This is a genomic window from Saccharospirillum sp. (genome assembly GCF_040881935.1).
In the GTDB taxonomy this organism is placed as follows: domain Bacteria; phylum Pseudomonadota; class Gammaproteobacteria; order Pseudomonadales; family Natronospirillaceae; genus Saccharospirillum.
The window spans coordinates 1-23,072 of the sequence record NZ_JBBECH010000024.1; the positions used below are offsets into that span (position 1 = coordinate 1).

At 55.2% G+C, this 23,072-nt stretch carries 22 protein-coding genes; 11 read left to right on the forward strand and 11 right to left on the reverse strand.

Translation table 11 applies throughout. The features are described from left to right. Positions 1-47: 47 nt before the first annotated feature. The 4 genes from WEB54_RS03175 to WEB54_RS03190 all read right to left on the reverse strand — a co-directional run bounded on the left by WEB54_RS03175 (position 48) and on the right by WEB54_RS03190 (position 3,350). Positions 48-824, reverse strand: a complete 777-nt coding sequence (locus WEB54_RS03175) for a class I SAM-dependent methyltransferase (protein WP_368053203.1) — start codon at positions 822-824, stop codon at positions 48-50. 33 nt (positions 825-857) lie between these two features. Further along, positions 858-1,667, reverse strand: a complete 810-nt coding sequence (locus WEB54_RS03180; RefSeq protein ID WP_368053204.1) for an undecaprenyl-diphosphate phosphatase — start codon at positions 1,665-1,667, stop codon at positions 858-860. A 66-nt stretch (positions 1,668-1,733) separates the two neighbouring features. Then, positions 1,734-2,450: a tRNA (adenosine(37)-N6)-threonylcarbamoyltransferase complex dimerization subunit type 1 TsaB gene (tsaB, locus tag WEB54_RS03185; RefSeq protein WP_368053205.1), complete on the reverse strand. Its 717-nt coding sequence runs from the start codon at positions 2,448-2,450 to the stop codon at positions 1,734-1,736. A 117-nt stretch (positions 2,451-2,567) separates the two neighbouring features. Further along, positions 2,568-3,350 (reverse strand): hypothetical protein, encoded by a 783-nt coding sequence (locus WEB54_RS03190; protein ID WP_368053206.1) that lies wholly within the window; start codon positions 3,348-3,350, stop codon positions 2,568-2,570. A gap of 802 nt (positions 3,351-4,152) precedes the next feature. Here WEB54_RS03190 and WEB54_RS03195 point away from each other — a divergent pair. Together WEB54_RS03195 and WEB54_RS03200 are read left to right on the forward strand one after the other, a co-directional pair. Then, the gene (locus WEB54_RS03195) at positions 4,153-4,482 is read left to right on the forward strand and encodes a hypothetical protein (RefSeq protein ID WP_368053207.1); all 330 of its coding nucleotides are present in this window, start codon (positions 4,153-4,155) and stop codon (positions 4,480-4,482) included. A 215-nt stretch (positions 4,483-4,697) separates the two neighbouring features. Further along, on the forward strand, positions 4,698-5,684 hold the full coding sequence (locus WEB54_RS03200; protein WP_368053208.1) for a methyltransferase: 987 nt from the start codon (positions 4,698-4,700) through the stop codon (positions 5,682-5,684). Positions 5,685-5,703: 19 nt separating this feature from the next. Here WEB54_RS03200 and WEB54_RS03205 read toward each other — a convergent pair whose 3' ends face one another. From WEB54_RS03205 to WEB54_RS03225, 5 genes are all read right to left on the reverse strand, one after another. Next, positions 5,704-6,438, reverse strand: coding sequence for a winged helix-turn-helix domain-containing protein (locus WEB54_RS03205; RefSeq protein WP_368053209.1), 735 nt, complete (start codon positions 6,436-6,438; stop codon positions 5,704-5,706). 154 nt (positions 6,439-6,592) lie between these two features. After that, positions 6,593-7,222 (reverse strand): uracil phosphoribosyltransferase, encoded by a 630-nt coding sequence (gene upp / locus WEB54_RS03210; RefSeq protein WP_368053210.1) that lies wholly within the window; start codon positions 7,220-7,222, stop codon positions 6,593-6,595. A gap of 103 nt (positions 7,223-7,325) precedes the next feature. Beyond that, complete coding sequence (locus WEB54_RS03215) at positions 7,326-10,955, reverse strand: ATP-binding protein (protein ID WP_368053211.1); 3,630 nt, start codon at positions 10,953-10,955, stop codon at positions 7,326-7,328. A 24-nt stretch (positions 10,956-10,979) separates the two neighbouring features. After that, complete coding sequence (locus WEB54_RS03220) at positions 10,980-11,753, reverse strand: DUF4194 domain-containing protein (RefSeq protein WP_368053212.1); 774 nt, start codon at positions 11,751-11,753, stop codon at positions 10,980-10,982. Further along, entirely contained in the window at positions 11,746-13,221 is a 1,476-nt protein-coding gene (locus tag WEB54_RS03225; protein ID WP_368053213.1) for a Wadjet anti-phage system protein JetA family protein, read from the reverse strand. Before WEB54_RS03225 ends, WEB54_RS03220 begins: the two co-directional genes overlap by 8 nt. Before the next feature lie 403 nt (positions 13,222-13,624). Between WEB54_RS03225 and bcp the strand changes: the two genes are divergently transcribed. The 7 genes from bcp to WEB54_RS03260 all read left to right on the forward strand — a co-directional run bounded on the left by bcp (position 13,625) and on the right by WEB54_RS03260 (position 19,444). Then, on the forward strand, positions 13,625-14,101 hold the full coding sequence (gene bcp, locus WEB54_RS03230) for a thioredoxin-dependent thiol peroxidase (protein ID WP_368053214.1): 477 nt from the start codon (positions 13,625-13,627) through the stop codon (positions 14,099-14,101). A gap of 87 nt (positions 14,102-14,188) precedes the next feature. Further along, positions 14,189-14,746 (forward strand): GTP cyclohydrolase I FolE, encoded by a 558-nt coding sequence (folE, locus tag WEB54_RS03235; RefSeq protein ID WP_368053215.1) that lies wholly within the window; start codon positions 14,189-14,191, stop codon positions 14,744-14,746. Next, positions 14,746-15,123 (forward strand): dihydroneopterin triphosphate 2'-epimerase, encoded by a 378-nt coding sequence (folX, locus tag WEB54_RS03240; RefSeq protein ID WP_368053216.1) that lies wholly within the window; start codon positions 14,746-14,748, stop codon positions 15,121-15,123. Before folE ends, folX begins: the two co-directional genes overlap by 1 nt. 104 nt (positions 15,124-15,227) lie before the next feature. Beyond that, on the forward strand, positions 15,228-16,196 hold the full coding sequence (locus WEB54_RS03245) for an asparaginase (protein WP_368053217.1): 969 nt from the start codon (positions 15,228-15,230) through the stop codon (positions 16,194-16,196). Between the two features lie 54 nt (positions 16,197-16,250). Beyond that, positions 16,251-16,652, forward strand: a complete 402-nt coding sequence (locus WEB54_RS03250) for a hypothetical protein (RefSeq protein ID WP_368053218.1) — start codon at positions 16,251-16,253, stop codon at positions 16,650-16,652. Further along, the gene (locus WEB54_RS03255) at positions 16,649-19,021 is read left to right on the forward strand and encodes an ATP-dependent helicase C-terminal domain-containing protein (protein WP_368053219.1); all 2,373 of its coding nucleotides are present in this window, start codon (positions 16,649-16,651) and stop codon (positions 19,019-19,021) included. The genes WEB54_RS03250 and WEB54_RS03255 overlap by 4 nt, the downstream gene beginning before the upstream one ends. A gap of 18 nt (positions 19,022-19,039) precedes the next feature. Then, positions 19,040-19,444, forward strand: coding sequence for a diacylglycerol kinase (locus WEB54_RS03260; protein WP_368053220.1), 405 nt, complete (start codon positions 19,040-19,042; stop codon positions 19,442-19,444). Positions 19,445-19,497: 53 nt separating this feature from the next. On the opposite strand, the gene WEB54_RS03265 is transcribed toward WEB54_RS03260, so the two are convergent. Beyond that, complete coding sequence (locus tag WEB54_RS03265; RefSeq protein ID WP_368053221.1) at positions 19,498-19,899, reverse strand: hypothetical protein; 402 nt, start codon at positions 19,897-19,899, stop codon at positions 19,498-19,500. A gap of 277 nt (positions 19,900-20,176) precedes the next feature. After that, positions 20,177-20,488, reverse strand: coding sequence for an ArsR/SmtB family transcription factor (locus WEB54_RS03270; protein WP_368053222.1), 312 nt, complete (start codon positions 20,486-20,488; stop codon positions 20,177-20,179). 179 nt (positions 20,489-20,667) lie between these two features. On the opposite strand from WEB54_RS03270, the gene WEB54_RS03275 reads away from it, so the two are divergent. Both WEB54_RS03275 and WEB54_RS03280 read left to right on the forward strand, forming a co-directional pair. Then, positions 20,668-21,108 (forward strand): RDD family protein, encoded by a 441-nt coding sequence (locus tag WEB54_RS03275; protein WP_368053223.1) that lies wholly within the window; start codon positions 20,668-20,670, stop codon positions 21,106-21,108. Between the two features lie 163 nt (positions 21,109-21,271). Further along, positions 21,272-22,747 carry a leucyl aminopeptidase gene (locus WEB54_RS03280; RefSeq protein ID WP_368053224.1) on the forward strand — a complete coding sequence of 492 codons (1,476 nt, stop codon included), beginning with the start codon at positions 21,272-21,274 and terminating at the stop codon, positions 22,745-22,747. The last annotated feature ends 325 nt before the right edge of the window (positions 22,748-23,072 follow it).

Here is a 23,072-nt window from a genome sequence, read left to right on the forward strand (position 1 = left end):
ACTAGATGTCCCATGGTACGGAACGGCTTTGGGCTGGCCGGACTCTTTCAGTCGTTTAACATGGATTTTAACGGGTAAATATCGAAACGGCTGCTCTTGCCAGCCAAAACCATCCCTGGTTGCTGACCGGCCAACGGCGGAGCAATGCGCGGTCTCTTTACCACCACCCGACGTTGCGCCAGCGCTAGTGCCGGTGCCAACAAGGCATCGGCATCTACATCGGCCCCTACCAGCGCATGGAACAGCATCATGTCTTTTTTCACGGCGGCTTTACTGCGCCGCTCGGGGAACATCGGATCCAGGTACACCACGTCTGGAGGCACAAGAGCCGACATTTGCTCCAGGGTGCCATCATGCAAACTCATGCGATCAAACACCCGATCACCACTAAGTCGAGCCCGATCCAGCCCATCACTTAACAGCAAACGTACAATGGGGTGCCGCTCCAGCAGAATAACCGTCGCCCCCAGACTCGCCAGTACAAAGGCATCGCGACCGAGACCTGCAGTCGCATCCAAAACCACCAGGCCTTTGCGTTGATGCAGCCCTACCGCCCTGGCAATGGCCTGAGAGCGTCCGCCCCCATACAGCTGGCGGTGCCGGGCCGCACCGCTGATAAAATCAACACAGACCGGATGCTGCTTTACCGCTTCACCACTCGATAACCCTAATGCACCTTCGGTGATCGTCAAATAAAGATTGGCCGGACGCTGCGTTATAATTTGGGCAACGCCAGCAAGTTGAGCCTGGGTTTTCGGCGCAGTCAGATACCCGGATTCCCCGGGCTCAATATACAGATCCATCCGATAATTTAGCACGCCCATAGTTGGTTTTCAGCTGCCTCCGGGGTATTCAAATCAAGTTGAAAAATAAAGAAAAAACAAGAACCCGCCCAGGGCAAACCGGTACAGCACGAACGGGAAAAAACCAATTCGCTCAATCCACTTTAAAAAGAGCGTTATACATGCGTAAGCACTGAGAAAGGACAACAAGGTACCGCCAACCAGTTGGTTCCAGTACACCAGATCCGGTTGCTGAATCAGGCTGACAGTTTTCAGTGTACCTGCCGCAAAAATCAGCGGTATGGACAGCAAGAAACTAAAACGAGCGGCATCCTTCTTAGCATAGCCCAGCGCCATGGCTGCCGTCATGGTAATACCGCTGCGAGAGGTGCCCGGAATCAGCGCGACCGCTTGAGCCAGCCCGATCAACAAAGTGTGTTTCCAGTTAAGCTGGCCAATCATCCGTGTTTCCGGAACCCCGACATCCGACCACCAGAGTGCTACGCCAAAGACACTGGTCGTGATCGCAATCACCAGAATACTGCGTAAATGGGTTTCAATCTGGTCCTGAAACAGGTAACCAAAAACCACAGCGGGTATCGTGGCCAGGATGATCCACCAGGCCAGAGTCCGTTCGGCAGCATCGTGTGGACGACGCGCCAAATGCAGGCTCCAGTGCAGCAGCATGCGCCCCACATCAGCCCGAAAAAACCAGAGTACTGCCAATAGCGAACCCACATGCACGGCCACATCAAAAGCCAGACCCTGATCGGGCCAGCCCCAGAGTTGTGAAGGCAAAATCAGGTGGGCGGAACTTGAGATGGGTAAAAACTCGGTAATTCCCTGAATCAGTGCCAGAACAATGATTTGCAGCTCAGACAGCATCGATTATGCATCCTTATAGTTAAACGTACATAGCCGCCAAGATCCGTCGGCTTTAAGATGTGCCGATTACTCTCCGACTTTGGGCTTATTGTCCCAGGTCACTTTATCACGCAGATACACCGGCAATGCGTGCTCGGGCGAAACCTTAACGCTGGCGTCCTGTTTCAACAAAGCCAGAGCCAACTCAGCGCCCCACGTTGCTCTCGGTAACATCAGAAGCGGGGGCTGGCGTGTCACGAACCGGGCCCAGGCATCACTGAACCCATACTCCGTTTGCCAGCCGTTGCCGACCAGATGGGTAGTGGCAAAGGTTTCATCATCAGGAGCATCCGGCAACTGGTCAGGTTTTAGCAGGGCTTCGTTGCCCTGCAACCAGGGAAACTGCTGGTCAACCTGGTACTGGGCGACATACAGTTCGCGCATGCGTGCGTCCAGTGCTACCCAAAGCGTTTTTATCTCAGGATTGGAGTGACTGGCTTCCATTGCCAAAGTCTGCAGCGTACTGACCGGGATGACACCGCAATCGGCCCCCAGTGCAACACCCTGAGCGATACCAGCGGCAATACGAATGCCGGTAAACGAACCCGGCCCGCGCCCATACACAACCGCATCCAGACTGGTTCGGGCCCAGCCTGACTCTGCGAACAATTGCTCAAGTAACGGCAGTATTTGACGTGCATGCTGGCGTGGCATGCTCTGGTGGCTCTCATAGACGCTGTCACCGTCTTTTAACGCCAGTGAGCAGAAATCACCCGTCGTGTCGATGGCCAGAAGTCGTGTCATAGGATCGAACCCTGAAAAGCCGGAAGTTTATCACAGCGCTGCCCTTCCTCAGAATACAAAAAAGCCACCTTTCGGTGGCTTTTCAGGACATTTAATCACGTCAGAACAGATCGATACTCAGCTCGCGGCCGAGGCTTTCGCTTTTGGCGGGCGACCTGGGCCTGGACGACGACCGCGTTTTTTAGGGCCTGGCTTTTGCTTGGTGGCTTCTTTCTTGGCAAGAGATTTAACCTTCGCCTTGATTTTACGAGCCGCTGCCTTGCTCTTGACTTCTTCTTTAGCGCGGAAGGCTTTCAGCTTTTTGGCATCTTTACGAACCCGTGCCTGACGCCACTTGGATTCGAATTTGGCGATTTCTTTTGCCAGATCTTCTTCCTGCTTGGTAGTCAGGCTCATCTCGAATTCTGCTGCTTTTAATTCAACCCGGGCTTTCAATTCTTCTGCCTGAGCTTCGATTTCCGCAACTTTTTGATCGAATTTAGCCGCTTTTACCGCTTGCTTCACTTTGGCGACTGCTTCTTTAGCCGATTTCTCCTGCGCTATCGCTGTATCCAGTGCCCGCCTGGATGCCACTGACTTAACAGTTGCTACTTTGGTCCTGGCTGTTGCTTTTTTAACGGCTACAGCATCCAGTTTGGCTTGAGCCTTAACCAGATCAGCTTCAGCTTTATCCAGTTTTTTGGACGCAGCAACAACAGAGGCATTCATCGCTGAGGTGCTGGTTGCTGCCGCTGCGCGGGGGCGACCTGGCGCTTTTTTAGCCGTTGTTTTCTTGGCAGGTGCCTTTTTAGCGAGGGTTTTTTTGGCAGATGACTTGGACGTTACTGCTTTTTTGGCAGCACGTTTTGCACCGGGTTTCGGGCCACGCTTGGCGGCGGATTTCTTTTTGGCTACAGCCATGGGTATCTCCTTCTCATTTATTACTACGGCATCTGGAATGAAAACTCATTCCAATAGAGTAATGCGTTGCCACTAATTTAGTCAGATGCCGATAAAGATGCAAACAATAATTAAATAAAAAGTGATATTAATAACCTTTTTACTGCATTATTTTCCGAATTCTGTGGAATCCGTTTTTATAAGTCGCAAAGCGGTGCCCTTTAATTCAATTATGAGTAAATTCGCGCATTCACTTCAGGGTTGTTTCATGTACTTAATCTAACGAAGCTGCACCTGTATGTCGAAAAGCCACCCCGCCCACTTATTGTTAATAGAATTCAGAACAGACAATTCCCCAATAACTAATCTGGCTTTCAATTAGCACAGATTTTCTATTAAGTGAATAACGACATTAAGGTGTAAAACTGGTCATCTCGATTTGAAATCAAAGAAGCGCAGCGGAAAGTGTTTAATGGCACTCTGAATTTGATCATTAAATACCGGGCAGTGCAGAACCCTACCCTGGCACGTTTGTCTGTTTACGTCGCCCGCGTCGCGAAAGCTCAGGTTGCAAACTCAGGCTGCAGAGTTCGCCGCGGGGACTGGCGGCGGGCCAGCGCCTATCAGGCGACTCAAACTCCGAAACGTCGTTACAAAGATTCACAAACACCTTAACCAGCACAGTCATGGCCTATCCTGTAAGCGCTCACTTACCCAAAGTTATCGACATCTTATACACAACCTCTCCCCAGGGTTACGCATTGCCGCTCAGCTATTTCCGGCGTAGCGTTGTCGGCCGTTGACCCGGACCAGGAGGTTGCCAATGACTGGCTACCATACCGCAATTGAAGCACCGGCCCCATCCCTCGTATTTTTGCGCAGGCATCAGGTCGCCGATATGATTGTCAGCCTCGCCTTTAATGAATGTGCCCAGCAACGCATGCCTGAGATGAAGGGACTGTTAATGGATGCGCTGCATGAATTGCCACCGGAGTGTTTTATCGCAGATGACTGGTCTGACATTCTGGTTCAGGTTATCCAGGCACTGCTGTCGGAAGAACCGACGTTGAACGCGCTGTTGATGCCAACGGCACTGAAAGCTGCCATTTTTCAATTGAATCAGCGGTTGAGCAAAGCCCATCCGGGTCACTGACCTACGAACGGTTCCAGCACACCGGCTACAGGTAAATATTGCACGCCTGCTGTGGTGCGCGACACCCAACCCTGAGCCCGGACATTCTCCCCGATGTCCGTTTTTTTGCCCGCAACCCATTCATTATACTCGCGCTCACAATGCCGGGAACAAAACCACCTGTCCCTAACCGGGGCTAATTTGCTAAACTCTGCCTTTTTCAGGATAGCTCACCCATGCACCCTAGCTGGCAACTGCTGGAACGGCACCAGACCCCTTTTTCAACACTCAGTATGCTGTGGCTGGATCCGCCTGAAAGCCACGGGCTGATCAAATCCGGTGACCATGCTGTTTGCATGGACCGCAGTGTATTTAATACCCCGGGGTTAGCCGCCTTATCTCCCGACGAAACCTGGCCGGAACAAACAGACGGCATTGTGCTGTTTTATCCGAAAGCAAAGGAACGTCTAACCTGGTGGTTGCACCGGATATTCAGTTTTGTGCATCAGCATCCCCAGTGTCGAATCTGGGTGGTTGGTGAAAACAAAGGTGGCATAAAGAGCTTGCCCAAACGCGTCCTTGATTGGGCTCAAACCGAAAAATGGGACAGTGCCCGCCATTGCGTGCTGCATCAGCTACACCCGGAGCCCGGAGGCGCTCTACCTGAAGCACCCGTCTGGACTGAGTTCGAACACCAGGGTCAGTTGGTGCAGGCAGGTCCCGGCGTGTTTAGTCAGAACCGCCTCGACAAAGGTTCTGCCTTGTTGCTGGGTGTACTTCCAGCCATGAAGGGCCATTGCCTGGATTTTGGCTGCGGCAGCGGGGTTATCGCCCAGACCCTGCTCAGCCAGTCGGAGAACGTAACAGTCACGGCTCTGGATATCGACTGGCTGGCGGTACGTTCCACTGAACAGAACCTGGCCCGCGTTGCCGCTGCGGATCGCTACCAGGTGGTGTGGTCGGATGGTCTGGAGCAGCTGGATCGTACCCGGTTCAATACCATCATTACCAACCCGCCTTTCCATACCGGAATCCGCACTCATTACGAGCCCAGTGAACGACTGTTCAAAGCCAGTGCAGACTGGCTGGTGTCCGGTGGAACAATGTGGTGGGTTGCCAATGAGTTTCTTGACTACCAGTCGTGCCTGCCACCGACGATCGGTATGGTCGAAGAAATGGCCCACGGTCGCGGCTTCAAGGTATTCCGGGCCCGGCGTAAATAGGCTGGCTTATGGGTGGACGTCAGTGCTTGAATACTTCGCCCACGAACAGGTAGCCTTTACTGCGTACGGTCTTGATTCGACGGGGATGATCGGGGTCGTCCCCGACTTTCGGACGAATGCGAGACACTCGTACATCCACCGACCGGTCCTGACCGTCGTATTCGATACCCCGCAATCGATTGAATATTTCTTCGCGCGTTAAAATCTGGCCAGCATGGCTGGATAACAGCCAAAGCAAGTCGAACTCAGCACTGGTCAGGTCAATGGTCGCACTGCCGAGCCAGGCTTCGCGCATGGTGTTATCGATAATCAGATCACCGAACTGAAGGCGTTCGGTTTTAGCCAGTGAGTCGGTCGACCGGGTGCGGTCAAAACGACGCATCAGCGCCTGGCAGCGAGCCAGAATTAGACGGTTGGACGCCGATTTCAACAGATAGTCGTCGGCACCCAGATCAAGCCCCAGTACCTGATCAAGCTCATCGGCGGTATCGTTTAACAGAATGATACCGCCTTTATATTCCTTGCGGCTGAGTTTACAGACTGTCAAACCGCTGTCGCCGTGCAAATCAACTTCGATCAGTACCGCATTGGGCTGTTCATCCCTTATGCGGCGCAAGGCAACGGACGAATCGGATTCTACATCGACATCGTAATCATTGCTGGCAAGATAATCCCGTAACTTGCGAGCATAGTCTAGGTTGTCGTCAACAATTAACAATCGCTGTTTTTGCATGATATCGACCCGGTATCTCACAGCTCTGACTCCTTGAGGCTGTTGTTAGGTGCCAGCCTCGCCGGGTGCCATCAACTGTCTGCGGCGAAGACTCGGTATGTCACACTCCTACTTTAGACTCTATTTCCAATTTTGCAGCAAATATAATACACATAGCCAGATTGCTACCCAATTATCAGCGAGTACCGAAGATTTTGTCGCCTGCATCACCCAGGCCGGGAATAATATAGCCCTGATCGTTCAAATGGTCATCCACTGAGGCTACGTAAAGGTCAATATCGGGATGGGCTTTCAGAACCGCTTCAATGCCTTCGGGCGCAGCCACCAGAAACAGACCCATTATTCGCTGGCAGCCCTTGGCTTTTAGCAACTCAACGGTTGCAATCAGGGTGCCGCCGGTCGCCAGCATCGGGTCGACGATCAGCGCAGTCCGATCTTCGACATCTTCGATCACTTTGTCAAAATACGGCACTGGTTCAAGTGTTTCTTCATCCCGATACAAGCCAACCACGCTGACTTTGGCATTGGGGATCAGTTGCATAACGCCATCCAGCATGCCCAGTCCGGCACGCAGTATCGGTACCACGGTGATTTTTTTACCTTTAATCCGCTCAACTTGCAGCGTGGCACCAGTCCAGCTTTCGATTTCGACTATCTCGGTCTCAAGCTCTCGCCCCGCTTCATAGGTCAGCAGGTTACCCACCTCGCCCGCTAGCTCCCTAAAATGCTTGGTGCTGATGCCCGCTTCCCGCATTAACCCTAGCTTATGCTGGATCAGGGGGTGTTTGATTTCATGTATCGCCATCAGGATATCCTCGGCCGCCGTTAATTCGTAATGAGTATGGCAAAGTCAGACGGATTCAGCGCCTGCCACAGGAAAACAATGAACACATCACCGCTTTCTGGTTTCATTCAATATCTGCCATAAAGTCCAGTTCGGCCTGCTGACGAATCACCTTACGATGGTTGGCCCAGAGCGTCTGAATCTTTTCCTGGTTGCATTTTTGCCGGTCGACCAACACCCGGGTGTTCAACTGCCCGACCCGATTTCCTTGCGCCAGAGGCACCTTGGAGAATACAAACTGGTTGGAAATCATGTCCATAAAAGGACCTGATTTACTGGTCGGCATGATGAACAACAACTGCAATCCGAGCGATTCGGTCAGGTACCGAATGACTTCTTTGGAGCGGGTCTCATCCATCTTCGAGAAAGCTTCATCAACCAATACCATGCGCAGATGAGAGTCGCCCTCGTTGAACCGGAACGCCGATGTTATAGCGGCCGAACGAATGATATAAGCCGGTGTTTCCAATTGACCACCCGAGCCCGTGCCGTATTGGCTCAGCGCGATCGGTTGTTTGCCTTCCGGCTGTTTATAAATTTCGTAGTTGCGGTAATTACGGTAATCGGAGATGCGCTCAAGTTCGCGCAATGCCCGCTGCTCATCGTCATCGAGCAGCATGTCCATCAACTGGTCGCGAACCTGGGCCGAGCGGACGCTCAGTTCGGTATCAAACAGGGTTTGCCCCTCTCCCAGAGACGGGCTTTTGATCACCTCATCGAAGAAATGCCAGTACTCGCGGTATTCCGGCACCCAGTCCCAGTCGAACCAATAACGTTCGCGGTCGGCACCGAATCTGTGGTGTTCCAGCTCGGCGTTAAGATCTTCCAGCACCCGCTTGCCATCGTTGATGGATTGATAAATGGCATGGCACAGGTTGGTGACAAAGGCGTTATTGAAGCTGTCTTTCAGCGCACCCAGATTATCCACCTTCTCGACCAGAATGTTGTTCTTCAACCGGTTGTGTACCTGATCCACCTGGCGGCGAAGAGACACAATGCCTTTAAAGAAATCGGCACTGTGCAATGCGCTGTAGTTCAGATCAAGCGCGATGGCATCTTGCGGCTGGCAGTACTGATTGTGATCCTTCAGCAATTGCTCCAGTTCGTGTGCGCGGGCATTGAGTTCGCTTTCCAGCGACTTGCGCAGGTTTTCCTGGGCATCGGCATCGGCGGTTTCAGCTGCAGTATCGGCCTCCGCCATACGGGTCTCGACATCGAATTCCGGCCACACGCTGACCAGATCCCGCAGGTAGGCTTCCTTGCGTTCACTGTGCAATTCTGTGGTTTCCTGCTGATCACTCAGCGCCTTGCACTGGCGCGACAGGGTTTCGATGCGCTCACCCAAGCTGCCCTTGCGTTCAATCAGTTCACGGATACGCGCATCCAGTGCCTTCAGTTGATCGCTGACGTCGCGGTATTCGTTTTCCAACCCCTGGGCATCGCTCAAATCCAGTGACGCCAGCGCCTGTTCAGCCATACGCAATGCGCGCTGGGCTTCGAGCATGTCGCGCATCAGATCAGCATGGTTCAGATGCGCCAGTTGATTCACCGCCTGATACAGGGCGCTGACCTCCTGGACCTGTGTCTGCCACTCATTGGCCTGCTGTGCCAGCGTCATCAGCTCGTCTTTCTTGGCGGCCATGGCACGTTCGCGCGCGCCCTGGCCGAACACCAGGTCAGAGACCGGAATGTCACACCGGTACATGGCGTAGGCACCGCTGCCGAGGCCTTGATGGGTCACACCGCGACGCGTCTTTTTCAACGCTTCGGCGTCTTCGCATTGCTCTACCAGACCGTAGCTGGCAGTTAAATAGGCGCGGGCGACAGAGTGGTCAAAATCCATCAAATGCACGACCGAATTGGCGGGCAAGGTGACCCGCTCGGCATCCTGACGCGCCTTGCTGCCCTGAATAACCCGGGCGCGATTATCCTTGGGCAAATTGCGCACGATCTGAATGGCTTCGGCCTCGTGCTTGGCTTCAACCAGAATGGCAAAGCGGGCACCTCCAATATAACCTTCCAGTGCCGACTGCCATTTTGGATCCCGAATCTCGACGTGATCGCACAGCACGCGCGGATCGGCCTGAGGCAGTTCACGGCGAATGGCATCCAGTGCGGTGCGCACATGGTAGGGGTAATTCAATTGCTGGCCTTCCAGGCTGTCGATGTCCTGTTGCTTGCGACTGATCGACTGTCTTATTTGCGCCAGTTTCTGTTCGCGTCTGTCCTGAACCCGCTGCAATTGATCACGCAGACTGATGCCGGTGTTCGACCAGCCATCACTGAACCAGGCTTCGCGCCACTGATTCATCAGACTTTGCTGGGCAATGACGTCATCCAGATGCTGCTCAAGCGGCGACAAGTCAATCCAGTCGCGGTTCATCAGGCTGCGAAAATCGACCAGGCTGTCCGACTGCTGCGTAACCGATTTGCTCAGTTTTCCGAGTTGCTTGCCAGCCAGTTCCGGAAGCTCGGTCGCCAGGCTGGTTTTCAACAGTGTCTGCTGTATCTGAGCACTGGCTTTCAGACTGCGTTGCAGCGCGTCGTCCTGGTGCAACAACGGTGTCGCCAACTGACTCAGCGTCTTCTTGCATTGCTCGGCCTGGGTCTCAAATTTATCTTTGTCCTGCAATGCGCCCACGCCCCGGCGCTGGGCTTCCAGAGAGACTAACTGCTCATGCGACTGGTCCCGGCGCAGCTCGGCGACGTCCAGATCTGACTGTACGGTATCGCGTTGTTGCAGCAGATTTTGCTGCTCTTGCTTGGCGGTCAGGTAGCGCTTTTGATCGTTCACAAAGCGGGATTTGGCGGCAATATAGTCGGCCAGGTTGAACTCGAGCCATTGATCAATGTAGCGGTCACTGTGCACCCGCGATGTGGTCAGGCGATCAATGGTGTTTTTCAGGCGGTTGGCTTCGGCTTCCATGCCGCTGATGGTTTTCATTAAGTCCGACACGGTGCGAATGGCTTCACCAAGATCTTTCTGCTCCAGAATTTCCTGGGCGACAAACGCATTGATACCCTTCACCGGCTTGTAAGCCATAAACCGGGAGAAAGCGCGCGCGGCGTTCATCGCCTCACGCTCGCTGACGGCGTCGTTTCGGCCGCGAATAGCGGCATAAAATCGGCGCAGGTACTGCTTTTTGGTATCGTACTTTTCAATTGAGACGGTCTGGGCTTTTAACCGGCCGACCAGGGCGTCGAGTTTTACCACGCTGCGGCCGGTATCGCCGTCGATCACAAAATCGGACTGGCTGAGTTGCTCGCCGGGTGCAATCAGGTAGCTGATGTCACCCAGGCGGGCAATGGGCTGACTGCCAGCTTTATCGAGATAGGCGCTGGCACCGATAATGGCAGTAAAGGGTTCCGCCGGCTCACCTTCGGTGGGGTGGAACACGGCCGCCAAATAGCCTACGGCACCGTCTGGCCGTGCGTAGGAACCGTCGTCACAGCCCAAAACATAGGACGCCAGGGTGCGCACCTGCTTGCCGCGTCCGCGTTGTGTTGCTTCATCCTGGCCCGGGTTGAAATGAAACAGGGTATCGTGCGCCGCGGTCATGATGGTTTGCAGGGCATCGGCGGCCGTGGTTTTGCCAGAGCCATTACCACCACTGAGCAGGTTGATTGGCCCGAAATCGAACTCCAGTAGCGGAATATTGCCCCAGTTTACGTAGATGAATTTTTTCAGAAACATAATGAGTCCTGTGTGAAAACAACGTCAGTCCTGTGCGAAAACAGAGGCAGTGGGGTCGGTAACGGTATTGCGGTCCAGATGTTGCCCCTCTTTGTCTGCATCGCCTTCTTCCGGGGCATGCTCAGCGGTGTCGTTCGCCCTGCCGGCGTCGGGCAAGGGGGCCTCGGGTAATTCGGTGCCTTCCAGCAAGGCGCCGAGCACATCGTCGGAGACGTAGCTCATGATCATGGGTCGAATGCGCACCCAGAAATCACTGCTGTCCAGGGCATCATCCTGGCTGAGTTGGATCAACCGCAACTGACGCAGGCGTTTGAACAGCTGTTTGCGTTCGGTCACGTTGTCGGGCAGCGACCGCTTCAGCAAGTTGCGCAGTGAAATGGTGATGTTCTCCAACGATGCCAGCACGCAGCCGTTATCGTCGACCTGGCCTTCGCGCAAAGCGCGGTCGTAGAGACTGCGCAATACCAGAACCAGCGCCACTTCCTGCTGATTGAGACGCACCCGGAACCCCTGGTTAAAGGGCCCTTCGCCGCTATCGTCCAGCCCCGGTACTTCGGCCCCGGGTGGAAACAGGCGCACAAAGTTAAAACGCCGATCATGCTGAATCTGAATCCCGATCAGTTCCAGATAATCCTGTACCTGCCCTTCCAGGCGCAGATAGCGATCATACATCTGCTGTTCCACCTGACTTTCGTCCCGGCAGATGACGCCATAGTCGAGTAACCGAATCAGCAGTTCGCTGTATTCCTGACGACTGAAACCGGCCGTTTCGAGCCGATGATCGAGATCATCAAACATGGTCTGACTCCTGTTTGGGCACATCGCTCGCACGCTGGGGTTCGAGCCGAATGCTGAAGTTATCCTGGGATTCAAAATATTCGGAAGCAACTGAATCACCGGTCCACTCGACGATAAACCGGTAATCGGACGACAGCGAACTGGCCGCACCGACTTCAATAGCGTGCGCCAGGGCCAGCAGGTCATCGGCGGTTTCCACCGGCAGGTCAGCGGTTGATACGGTCTCGCCCCGGCTCAGTTGGTTAACCAAATAATGTCGGACTCGGTTGTCATTGATCAGAAAGGCCTGGTCCAGCACCTGTTGTACATAGAGTTCCTTGCGCGCTTCGGTGTCGAAGTCATCCTGATTGTCTTCGGTGACTTCCATGGCAAAGTGGCGACGGGTTCGGGCGGCCTGTATGCGCACACTCACCGGGTCGATAAATCCAACCCGGGTCACCGACATGGCGGCACCCGCCCGGGCCAGACCGGCATCGCGGTCTTCGGCTTCCAACTGGCTCAGGCGCTGGCACACCTTGACCACGTCGTTGTGTTGCTGGCTGGCCAGGTAACTGATCTGACGGATAATAATGTCGGCCCGCTTGGTGAAGCCCTGTAAGGCCCGGCGCAGTGCTGGCACCATGATGTCACTGGCGGCTTTGAGCCGGCTTTCTATGTTGTCGAGCACAGACCAGAGCAGGCTCTGGCCTTCCTGAATTTGGTCGGGCAGCAATTCACGCAGGCGGCGCTCAGCACGGGCCTTGAAGCTGCGGTCCTGGGCGCGGATCTTGCGAATGCAGGTGGCGATATCATCGCGGTATTTCTCGACGTTATCGGCGCTGAGCCGTATGGATAGGTCTGGCTGGAAGCGTTTTTCCATGAAGTCGAAGAAATCCTGGCTGACCCGCTGTATCATCACCTGGCTCTCCATTTCCCGCACCAGCGCCCGCTTTCGCTCGTCAAGTTCGGCGATAATGTCGGTGAAATCGCTGATAATACGCTCAGAATACTCCCAGGCGTCGAGCACATCGTAGACTTCTCCGCGCTCAAGAAAGGCCTGCAAGGCGTTGCGCACGTTGCGGGTGTTGCGGTGGCGAGTGCGAATCTGGTCCAGGTCACCGGCGACGAAGGGCTCGGTAAACTGGCGGCCGCGGCGGCTGAAGTTGAAGGTGCTTTGCAGTGTGGCTTCATCGACCTGTTTTTCCAGCCAGCCATGCTCAACCAGGGTATTCAGTGACCAGACGGCCTGATCCCGGCTGGTGCGAAACCGCCCTTCCCGGTCACCGTCCTCGGTTGCCATTTCCGGCGCCCGCACCAGCGCTCCCTGAAAGGTGTCGACCACATCCTCGCGGGACAATGCATGGCCGTAATCGGCACTGGAACTGCTGTAGAGTCGCCGGTACAGCTCGGTCAGACACTCAACCAGCTGAGCCCGGTATTTACCGGTCATCGGTCGGAAAAACTGATTGCGCTCATTTTCGAAAAACATAAGGAAATCAATGCGTTGAGGGTGGCTTCACCGGGGCAGTGAGGATACCTTAAATCGGGCGCTTTCGACAGTCACAAACCGGTTCAGGCACCGGGGAAGTCGGCCACCGGTTGAAGCCTTATACTGTGGCCCTATTATTAGACTGTGGCTTCGGAGTTCTTGGTACCTTGAGTCCGCACCAGCCACCGGGTACGACTATCCGGGGTCGGCGTAAACCCGTCCATGGGGCCTAGACCGCAGCATCCTTGCTGCGGACTCCCCCGGATAGCCATACCCGGCGGCTGGTACTTGCTATGCAGCTCACTTCGATAATAGAAATATAAAATCCACAATCACTATTAGTGGCGTACTGATTTCCATCTTCTTCGCCAACAACTGGTAACTAACTACAGGACATCCAACCATGAGCATCCTAAAACTCCCCAAAACCGGCGCTCCTGCTCCGGAATTCACCACCCTCAACCAGAACGAAGAAACCGTGTCACTGAAGGATTTTCGCGGCAAGAAGGTGATCCTGTACTTCTACCCCAAAGCGATGACGCCCGGCTGCACCACCCAAGCCTGCGGCCTGCGCGACAGCAAGGCAGAGCTGGAAAAGCGCAATACGGTAGCGCTGGGCATTAGCCCGGATGCTCCCAAGCGGCTGGTCAAATTCATCGATAAGGAATCCCTGAACTTCGATCTGCTCAGCGATGAAGACCATAGCATTGCCGATAAATACGGAGTCTGGGGTCTGAAAAAGTTTATGGGCCGGGAATATGACGGTATTCATCGCATAACCTTTATCATTGATGAAGAGGGTAAACTGGCCCATGTGATGGACAAGGTTAAAACCAAAAGCCATCACGATGACGTACTAGCCGTCCTCGACAGCCTGTAGGGTCTGGTTAGCCGATAGCACAGATCAATCATCCACCGGCGGTAGACTGTCGTATACTGACGGTCTGCCCTTTTGAAGAGCCACTACATGACTGACACCCTGTCCAAGCTGTACCAAACTATGATTACCGAACTTGGCGAAGATCCCGCACGCGATGGCTTGCTGGATACACCAGGGCGGGCTGCGAAAGCCGTCCGTTTTCTGACCGATGGTTACAAACAGGACCTGGAGACGGTGACCAACGGGGCGGTGTTCAGTGCAGACACGGATGAGATGGTGCTGGTACAGGATATTGAGTTCTACTCCTTGTGTGAGCACCACATGCTGCCCTTTTTCGGCAAGGCGCACATCGCCTACATACCCCGGGGCAAGGTGCTGGGTTTGAGCAAGTTTGCGCGCATTACCGATATGTTCGCCCGCCGACTGCAGATTCAGGAACAACTGACCAAACAAATCGCCAATGCCGTGCTTGAGGTAACCGACGCCGCCGGAGTAGGCGTGGTGCTGGAGGCGCAACACCTGTGCATGATGATGCGCGGTGTCGAAAAACAGCAATCAAAAACCACAACGTCCGTCATGCTGGGCAGCTTTCGCAAGTCGCAAAACACCCGCAATGAATTCCTTACCTTACTGGGACGTCGCTGATGATTTACGAAAACACCGAAGCCTGTATCCGTATCAAAGATCTGCGACTGCGGACTTACGTGGGCATTAAAGAAGAGGAAATTAAGAATAAGCAGGACATTCTGCTCAACATCACCATACGCTTCGACGCCAGCGACGCCATTCATTCGACCGAGATCGAAGACACTCTAAACTATCGGGTGATCGCCAAGCAGATCATTGCCTTCGTGGAAGACAATAAGTTCCTGCTGCTTGAACGAATGACCCATGAGGTTCTGGCACTGATCATGGAACACAAAGAGGTCCGCTTTGCCGAGGTGGAAATCGACAAACCGCACGCTTTGCGCTTTGCTGAGTCGGTTTCCATCTCTCTGTCCGCCACCCGCCAGGCGCAGTAACGGCCAGTCTGACTGCATTCCATTTGCAAGCCCTTTTAATCAATGGTTTGATAGCGCGTTTTTTTGGGGTGAACAACACCCAATCCACTGATCAGAGGCCCTGCATGGCGCATTTTCTCATCATCAATACCGGTGGCACCATCGGTATGGCAGACACCGCCACTGGTCTGGCACCTCAGGCGGGTCTGCTGAAATCCACGTTGCTCAGCGATAGTCGGCTAGTGGCCTGGCAGAATCACACTCTGAGCTGGCAGGAATGGCAGCCGCTGATCGACTCATCAAACATCCGCCCCGGCCACTGGTATGAACTGCGTGATCAGATCAACAGCACTGAGTGCGATGGTGTCCTGATCATTCATGGTACGGATACACTCGCTTACAGCGCTGCTGCACTGAGCTTTTTGCTCGCGGGTACCTCCAAGACTGTCGTAATCACCGGCTCGATGCGACCACTGATACAGCCCAACAGTGACGGTTATGGCAACCTGGCACTGGCATTGAATATTCTGACCCGCCAACAACCAGAGGTGTTTGTCGCGTTCAACGGCCGATGCCTGCCCGCCAGTAGGGTAAGCAAGGTTGATACCGCAGCGGACAGCGCTTTTATGACGCCTAACTGGTCCGACACTCTGTGGTCACAGCCCCCCGGCACGGCTAAAACTGACCTGAACCGGCCCTGGCGGCCCTCGGCTCTGGGTGTTCAAACCCTGTTTCCCGGCATGCCTATGGATGGGCTGATGAGCATGGTCGAACGGAACTACCGAGCCCTGGTCCTGAACACTTACGGCAGTGGTAATGTCATGACAGATTCGGCACTGGAACGCATTCTGGAAAAGGCCAGTAACCAGTCAATTCCGGTTTTCGTTCGCAGCCAGTGTCTTTTTGGTGAGGTTCACCTCGGCCAATACGCGGCCAGCAGCCTGCTCAGCAATGTCGGTGCCGTTGCCTGCGGCAGCATGCCGTTGGAAACGGTGTTGGCGAAGTTGCAGATACTCTGCTCCCAGTTCAACAGTGCCACCGAAGTCATTGACGGCTTTACTCAACCCTGGGCGCGGGAATGGCAGTCGCTGTGAGTTGAGCCTCGGCTGCGATATACTGCCAGCCCTCATCTTTTCTACGGAGCCTGTATGTCTCTTGGCACCTGGACACCCACTGAAACAACACCCCAGCCACCCAGCCGCAACACACTGATACTGGCGGCGTCACTGGGCCTGAACGATGCTCACTCGTTTCCGGCGCACGCAGCACCGGAAGGTCTGGATGAACTGCAAGGTTGGCTGAAACAACCCCGCTCACTCTGGCAACCGGTTCTGGAACCACTGGAAACCGACATTCTGGTCGCTCTGATCCGGTTTTTCACACTGGCAGAACACCACTGGGCAGGCTGGGAGGCGGGTGATAAGAACCCGGCCATCTGGATTTGCAAGGCGCTCAAGCCGCGGGGTGCCTTCCCCGACGCCGAGCTAACTCGCTGGATCAAGGCACACACCGACAATCGCTTTCTGCCCTATGGCAACCCTCTGGCATGAAACCGGCTCTGCCCGTCGATGATATTCGCGACGAGGTGCTGTCGCACTGGGCGCATCGCGGTTGCCTGGTGCAGTCGCCGCCCGGCTCTGGTAAAACCACCCGTTTGCCGCTCTGGTTGCTGGAAGAGACCCGTCAGGAAATTGTGCTGCTGCTTCCCCGCCGCCTGCCAGTCAAGCTGGCCGCACACCAGTTAGCACGGCAACTGGGCGAATCCGTAGGCCAGACGGTGGGCATCAGTCTGCGCGATGACACACGCCGCAGCCACCAAACCCGGCTCACCGTCACCACCTACGGTGCTTTTTTACGACGGCTAACCCGGGACCCCGACCTCACGGGGGTCAGTACCGTTATTTTGGATGAATTTCATGAACGCCAGCTCGATCAGGATAGCTGCCTGACCTTGCTGCACAGCTGCACAGCCCTGTTTCGGCCAGACCTGAAGCTACTGGTAATGTCGGCCACCCTGGCCATGGATACCCTGCACCAGCGTCTTGCCCTGCCCAAGGTCGCATCCGACGGTCAGCTGCACCCGCTGACGCTGCATTACCGGCCGGTGCGGCACGCCGACTGGCAGAGCGCCCTGCTGGGGGTAATTGAAGAAGCCCGGCACCAGTGCGACGACCATATTCTGGTGTTTTTGCCGGGGTTACGGAACATAGAAGCCGTGAACCGGCGGTTACCGGCCGATTGTGAGACCTTTATCGTGCACAGCCAGGTCAACAACGACGACCTGATCGACCAGTTGCGACACAGCAACGCCGCGGTCATTCTCAGCACCAATCTGGCGGAAAGCAGTGTCACCCTGCCCGGCGTCCGCTGTGTTGTCGATCTGGGCCGTGAACGCTATGCCCGGGTCGACCCCCATACCGACCTGACCGAGCTGGTCACCCGACGCATCAGCAAATCGAGCGCCGATCAGCGGGCCGGTCGCGCTGCCAGGGAGGGCCCCGGGCTTTGCTTTCGACTCTGGTCCGAAACCGAACAGGATGCTCTGGCACCCGACCAGCCCGCCGAGATCACCCAGGCCGACCTTAAACCCCTGGTATTAAACCTTGCCGACTGGGGCCTGCAACGCGAGGATGCCTTCTGGCTGACACCGCCCAATCCCGGCCGCTGGAAAGTGGCGCTGGATCAGTTGCACCACTGGCAGGCGGTAGACCCCACCGGTACTCAGCTGACAGACCACGGTCGCACACTGATCGATGCTGGCCTCACACCGGCGCTGGCCCACCTGGTTAGTCTGGCTAAAGACCTGGAGATAATCAGCGATGCGCTCTGGTTTGCGGCCCTGATGAGTCTTGAGCAACCGTTACCCGAACCGGTACTCGATACTTTTTTGACACAGGTTAATCAGGGTGAAGCGCGTTTGACGCAGGAAGCCAGGCGCCTGGCCCGATCCCTTGGCGTGTCGCTCAGAGGCAAGGCACAACCGTTGCCCGATGAATTACTGATCAGAGCTCTACCGCAACGCCTGGTGCGGGTAGATGCCGATGCAACTGCCCAGCTGGCGTCTGGTCGACAGCTCAGACGTCGCGATCAGGGTCCGAAACCTGGCTGGTACTTGCTTGTGCACGGACAGGATCAGGGCAACAGCATTCTCGCGCACACCCTGTGGCCGCTGACCGAACAGGCTATCCAGTTGGGCCTGCCGGAAACGGAAACAGTACGCTACCGGCCCGATCTGGACCGGTTTGAATCCGAACGCCGCCGGGGTACCTTTGTGCTCTCAACCCAGCCAACTCGGCCGAACACAGCCCAAAAGATCACCGCCTGGGGTCACTGCCTGGCACAGACCCCGATAGAACAGTGGCCCGCCCCGGCATCGCTCGGCATCTGGCTGGATCGCTATACTCTGGTGCGTCACCACCTGCCGGACGACTGGCCCGAAGTGCCAAGTGCCGACACTTTGCTGCAATGGGCTGAGCCCTATTTAACCGCCTTGAAAAAACTATCTGATCTGAGCACGCCCGAGGTGCTCAATGCCTGGCTCGGCTACGACCGGGTTCGCCGGATAAACCAGCTGTGCCCACCGCGCTGGATGGCGCCTTCCGATCGAGAGGTTCTGCTAAGCTACGATGCCAGCGCCAACCGCGTTACCGCCGACCTCAAGCTGCAAGAGGCTTTCGGATTGACTGAGTCGCCCACGCTGATAGACGGCAAGCTGGCTCTGACCCTTAACCTACAGGCCCCGAATGGCCGCACCCTGGCCAGTGTCACCGATTTGCCACATTTCTGGTCTAGGGTCTACCCCGACATACGCAAGGAGATGCGTGGCCGCTACAACAAACACCCCTGGCCAGCCGATCCCATGACGGCACTGGCCACTCAGGCGACCAACCGTCAATTGGCGGGTCAACGCCCTTTATAACGAGGCTCTAACCAGTTCATGAATCCATATTCACGCATCAGAGATCTTCGCAATCTGCCCGCCAGAGGCCTGCAACGCTGGGTCAAGGCCACTCGCTACAGCTGGCAGGGCTTGCGCAGTGCGGTTATACACGAAGAAGCCTTCCGTCAGGAAACCATTGCCCTGTTAGTGGGTGTACCGGCGGCTCTGTGGATAGGCACTACGGTTTGGCAGTCTGCCCTGTTAATTGCTTCATTACTGCTGATCATGGTGGTTGAAATGATCAACAGTGCACTGGAAGCGCTGGTCGACCGGGTCAGTACAGACTTTCATGAATTGTCGGGACGCACCAAGGACATGGGCTCCGCTGCGGTATTATTGACGATTTTTATTGCCATACTCGTCTGGGGGACAGCCATTTGGCAGAAATGGCTGGTCGGATGACGGTCCACACGCGCTGGTTAACGGTATCGAAAGACTGACCCTGAGATTAGACGTCAGAAATCATTAAACGCCTGGTAAGGCCAAATCTGAGCCGGGCGATCTTCCACCCGTTCAATCGGTCCGTATTCACTTTCCAGACGCGCCATAATGGTCATCGCCAATTCAAATTCGGCTTGCACACCGATGTCTTCACCGGTAATGGCAAAGCACAATTTGCGATTGGAGCGCATAAACCCACGTGTCGTCACAACCTCCGTGTTGAAGCGCTGAGCAAAGCTTTTGATGGGTTCGCATTGGGCAGAAGGTGCCTGACTGAGTGTCAGATTCCAGACACGCTCCCAGCAGCGGGCAGCGAGTCGGATTCGTGGTGGCAATGGAGGCAGCTCGGTCGAGCTGTATCTGGGTGCATGCAGTCTGCTGACATTGGCATCGAGTCTGGATTTAGCTTCGGTCATGTTCGCCCTGTCTGGTCAGTCGAATGGTACGGTATAGCGACCAACTACCCCTATAAGGTGCCTAGTCTGCCTGGTACTCCTCGTCTTTCCGTGACATGCAACGCTGTGCAGTGAACTTACTGTACGTGTGCTTCTCCCTGCCTAAAAAGTAACCTATACACTTTCACAGCAAAGTCAATTGCCCCGCGCCCAAACTGTGCTTTACGGCGCAATTAAACCTCTGGCTAAAGCAATAATCGTAAAAAAACGTCAATTATCGCAGACTGCTCTCACTCAGCTATTCGCAGTAAAGCCGGTGCATCAGGCCAATCACCTGTTCGGCCTCGTCGCTGGCTATGCGGTAATACACCGTCTGTGCCTGTTTTCGCACTTTGACCAATTGGTCACGACGCAGCCGTGCCAGATGCTGTGACAAAGCAGACTGGCTAAGATCGATACGCAGATTCAACTCGGAAACGGACTTCTCACCGTCCAATAGATTGCATAAAATCAACAACCGGCATTCATTACTCAACGCTTTAAGCAGCAGTGATGCCCTGTGCACATTTTGCTCCATGTCATCAACGACCCGATGCATCCCGGTTGCCATTGAATTACTCTCCTTCTTCAAGTGAACACAAATGATAAACGACTACCCGAAGGTTTCACTACTGATTGTGTTTTTTTGAATGGCTGTTCACAGTTATGCAGCCAGATGTTTCCTCTGTTTCTTGGCATGAATCCGCCATTACATTACTCTGCCGACCATTCTGACAATCAGGAACACCCATGACTGCAATTTTACCTCCCCGCCCGGCCGGACTGATCCGATTGATCGGCAGCCTGATTTACGACTGGCTGGTATTACTGGGTGTACTGATGTTGCTGGGCTTCCTGGCCGTGGCGGTGAACAAATGGCTAACTGGCGCAGATGCCATTGCTCCGGGGAATCCACTGTTTATCATATGGAATCTGCTGATCATCTACTTTTATTTTGCTGGCTTCTGGGTCACCAAGTCGCAGACGGTTGGTATGCGGGCCTGGCGCATTCATCTGGCATCCACCAACGATCGCCCACTGGGTTGGATGCACGCTACTCTCCGCCTGCTCACCGCCATTCCAGCCTGGGGCCTGGCCGGCATGGGTGTCTTCTGGCGCTACACCAATCGCGACCGGATCGGCTGGCAGGACCAGGCGAGCTGGACTCAGGTCTATTATCGCCCCAAGTGATAATCTATCAGCGTTTGCCCCAGCTGACACTCTGAACACAAAGAAATTGATCGGCACACTGCGACGACGCTGCCAAGTACCGTCCTCATTGGCTATCATGGGGCCACGTACCGGGTGCATACCCGGTCAATTCCGTTTGTTCACAGCTTAGGTTGGAGACATCATGCAATTTACCGTTTCATCCGTCGCACTCAGCGCCACCGATACCGATGCCCTGGTTATTTTCCATTTTGACGATGCCGACAGCCCCGGTGTAAAGGCGCTGACAGAAGCGCATCCCAAACTGATTCAGTCACTGCGCGATACACAGGTGTTGTCATCCAAAACCGGACAGGTCACCCCGCTGTTGGGCCACAACGACCTGCCAGCTGGCCAGGTGTTCGTGATCGGTGCTGGCAAACAGGCCGACTTCCGGGAAAACCAGTTTATCAAGGTTGTTAAGGCGGCCATTGCCACCCTGAAAAGCACCAAGGCCAAGACAGCCAGCATCGCTCTGGATGACATTCAGGTGGCGGGCCGCACGCTGCAATGGGCCGCTCAGAAGGCGACGGAAGTGATTTTGACCGGGCTCTATCAGTACGACACCACCAAGTCCAAGAAGGCCGATGCAACGGCGCTGCAAGCACTGACTTTCCTGAGCAAGGACACTGAGCTTGAAGCGCCGATCCGTACCGGTAAGGCGTTGGCCCATGGCGTCAACGTCGCACGCGAACTGGGCAACCTGCCCGCTAATATCTGCAACCCCCAGTATCTGGCCGAACAGGCGCAGAATCTTGCTGACGCCTATGACGAAATCAGTGTAGAGATCCTCAGCCAGAAAGAAATGGAAGCACTCGGCATGGGATCCTTCCTGGCCGTAACCCAGGGCAGCGCCAATCCGCCTTACGTCCTGGTCATGAAATACCAGGGTGCTGGTGCCAACGAAAAACCCCATGTTCTGGTCGGCAAGGGCCTGACCTTCGATACCGGTGGCATATCCATCAAACCCGCTCAGGGCATGGAAGACATGAAGTTCGACATGCTAGGTGCGGCCTCTGTGTTTGGCACCCTGAATACCATTGCCGAACTGAAACCCGCCATGAACGTCATTGGTGTCGTTGCAGCGGCCGAAAACATGTGTTCGGCCACGGCAACCCGGCCGGGAGACGTGGTCAGCAGTATGTCGGGAAAGACCATCGAGATCATCAATACCGATGCTGAAGGTCGCCTGGTGCTGTGTGACGCCCTGACCTACGTTGAACGGTTCGACCCGGCCAGTGTGGTCGATATCGCCACTCTGACCGGCGCTATCGTCATTGGCCTGGGCCACCACCCGCTGGCTGTCTATGCCAACGATGACAGTCTGCAGCAGGATCTCATCAGCGCTGGCACCCAAGCCTGGGATCGCGGATGGCCGATGCCACTGTGGGACGACTACCGCGAGGAGCTGGACAGCCCCTATGCCGACCTGCGTAATATTGGCCAGGGCCGTGCCGGTGGTTCCATCACAGCAGCAGTCTTCCTGGCCCAGTTCACTGAAAAATACAAATGGGCGCACCTGGACATCGCTGGCGCCGGCTGGACCTCCGCCAAAGAAGGCGCGACCGGTCGCCCGGTTGGCCTGCTAACCCACTATTTGCTCAGCCAGTTGACCCAATAACCGGGCTTTGCCCGGTTATTGGGTCATGCTTGGGAGTTCGAATTGGCTGCATCGCTTCTAACCCGCGACGGATGGCCGGACTGCTCCTGCGGGGGCGCCGTAAATACGTCCCTGTAGGCTTAACTTCGGCATCCATGCCTCAGATACCCTCGCAAAAGCAGTCCGGCCACCCGTCGCTAGTCGACCGTGGACTCCGAAACTAAGTTTAAACCTCAAGTTTCGGAGTTTGCCTGGGAGACTAGCATCGGGTACCGGGTGCCCCCCTGTGGGGTAGTCCGCAGCAGGGATGCTGCGGCCTAGGCTCCATGGATGGATCCACGCCGAC

Excerpts from the sequence above, each read along its gene's own strand:
- WEB54_RS03175 (WP_368053203.1), bottom strand. The coding sequence starts at position 824 with ATGGGCGTGCTAAATTATCGGATGGATCTGTATATTGAGCCCGGGGAA.
- WEB54_RS03180 (WP_368053204.1), bottom strand. The coding sequence starts at position 1,667 with ATGCTGTCTGAGCTGCAAATCATTGTTCTGGCACTGATTCAGGGAATT.
- tsaB (WP_368053205.1), bottom strand. The coding sequence starts at position 2,450 with ATGACACGACTTCTGGCCATCGACACGACGGGTGATTTCTGCTCACTG.
- WEB54_RS03190 (WP_368053206.1), bottom strand. The coding sequence starts at position 3,350 with ATGGCTGTAGCCAAAAAGAAATCCGCCGCCAAGCGTGGCCCGAAACCC.
- WEB54_RS03195 (WP_368053207.1), top strand. The coding sequence starts at position 4,153 with ATGACTGGCTACCATACCGCAATTGAAGCACCGGCCCCATCCCTCGTA.
- WEB54_RS03200 (WP_368053208.1), top strand. The coding sequence starts at position 4,698 with ATGCACCCTAGCTGGCAACTGCTGGAACGGCACCAGACCCCTTTTTCA.
- upp (WP_368053210.1), bottom strand. The coding sequence starts at position 7,222 with ATGGCGATACATGAAATCAAACACCCCCTGATCCAGCATAAGCTAGGG.
- WEB54_RS03215 (WP_368053211.1), bottom strand. The coding sequence starts at position 10,955 with ATGTTTCTGAAAAAATTCATCTACGTAAACTGGGGCAATATTCCGCTA.
- WEB54_RS03220 (WP_368053212.1), bottom strand. The coding sequence starts at position 11,753 with ATGTTTGATGATCTCGATCATCGGCTCGAAACGGCCGGTTTCAGTCGT.
- WEB54_RS03225 (WP_368053213.1), bottom strand. The coding sequence starts at position 13,221 with ATGTTTTTCGAAAATGAGCGCAATCAGTTTTTCCGACCGATGACCGGT.
- bcp (WP_368053214.1), top strand. The coding sequence starts at position 13,625 with ATGAGCATCCTAAAACTCCCCAAAACCGGCGCTCCTGCTCCGGAATTC.
- folE (WP_368053215.1), top strand. The coding sequence starts at position 14,189 with ATGACTGACACCCTGTCCAAGCTGTACCAAACTATGATTACCGAACTT.
- folX (WP_368053216.1), top strand. The coding sequence starts at position 14,746 with ATGATTTACGAAAACACCGAAGCCTGTATCCGTATCAAAGATCTGCGA.
- WEB54_RS03245 (WP_368053217.1), top strand. The coding sequence starts at position 15,228 with ATGGCGCATTTTCTCATCATCAATACCGGTGGCACCATCGGTATGGCA.
- WEB54_RS03250 (WP_368053218.1), top strand. The coding sequence starts at position 16,251 with ATGTCTCTTGGCACCTGGACACCCACTGAAACAACACCCCAGCCACCC.
- WEB54_RS03255 (WP_368053219.1), top strand. The coding sequence starts at position 16,649 with ATGAAACCGGCTCTGCCCGTCGATGATATTCGCGACGAGGTGCTGTCG.
- WEB54_RS03260 (WP_368053220.1), top strand. The coding sequence starts at position 19,040 with ATGAATCCATATTCACGCATCAGAGATCTTCGCAATCTGCCCGCCAGA.
- WEB54_RS03265 (WP_368053221.1), bottom strand. The coding sequence starts at position 19,899 with ATGACCGAAGCTAAATCCAGACTCGATGCCAATGTCAGCAGACTGCAT.
- WEB54_RS03270 (WP_368053222.1), bottom strand. The coding sequence starts at position 20,488 with ATGGCAACCGGGATGCATCGGGTCGTTGATGACATGGAGCAAAATGTG.
- WEB54_RS03275 (WP_368053223.1), top strand. The coding sequence starts at position 20,668 with ATGACTGCAATTTTACCTCCCCGCCCGGCCGGACTGATCCGATTGATC.
- WEB54_RS03280 (WP_368053224.1), top strand. The coding sequence starts at position 21,272 with ATGCAATTTACCGTTTCATCCGTCGCACTCAGCGCCACCGATACCGAT.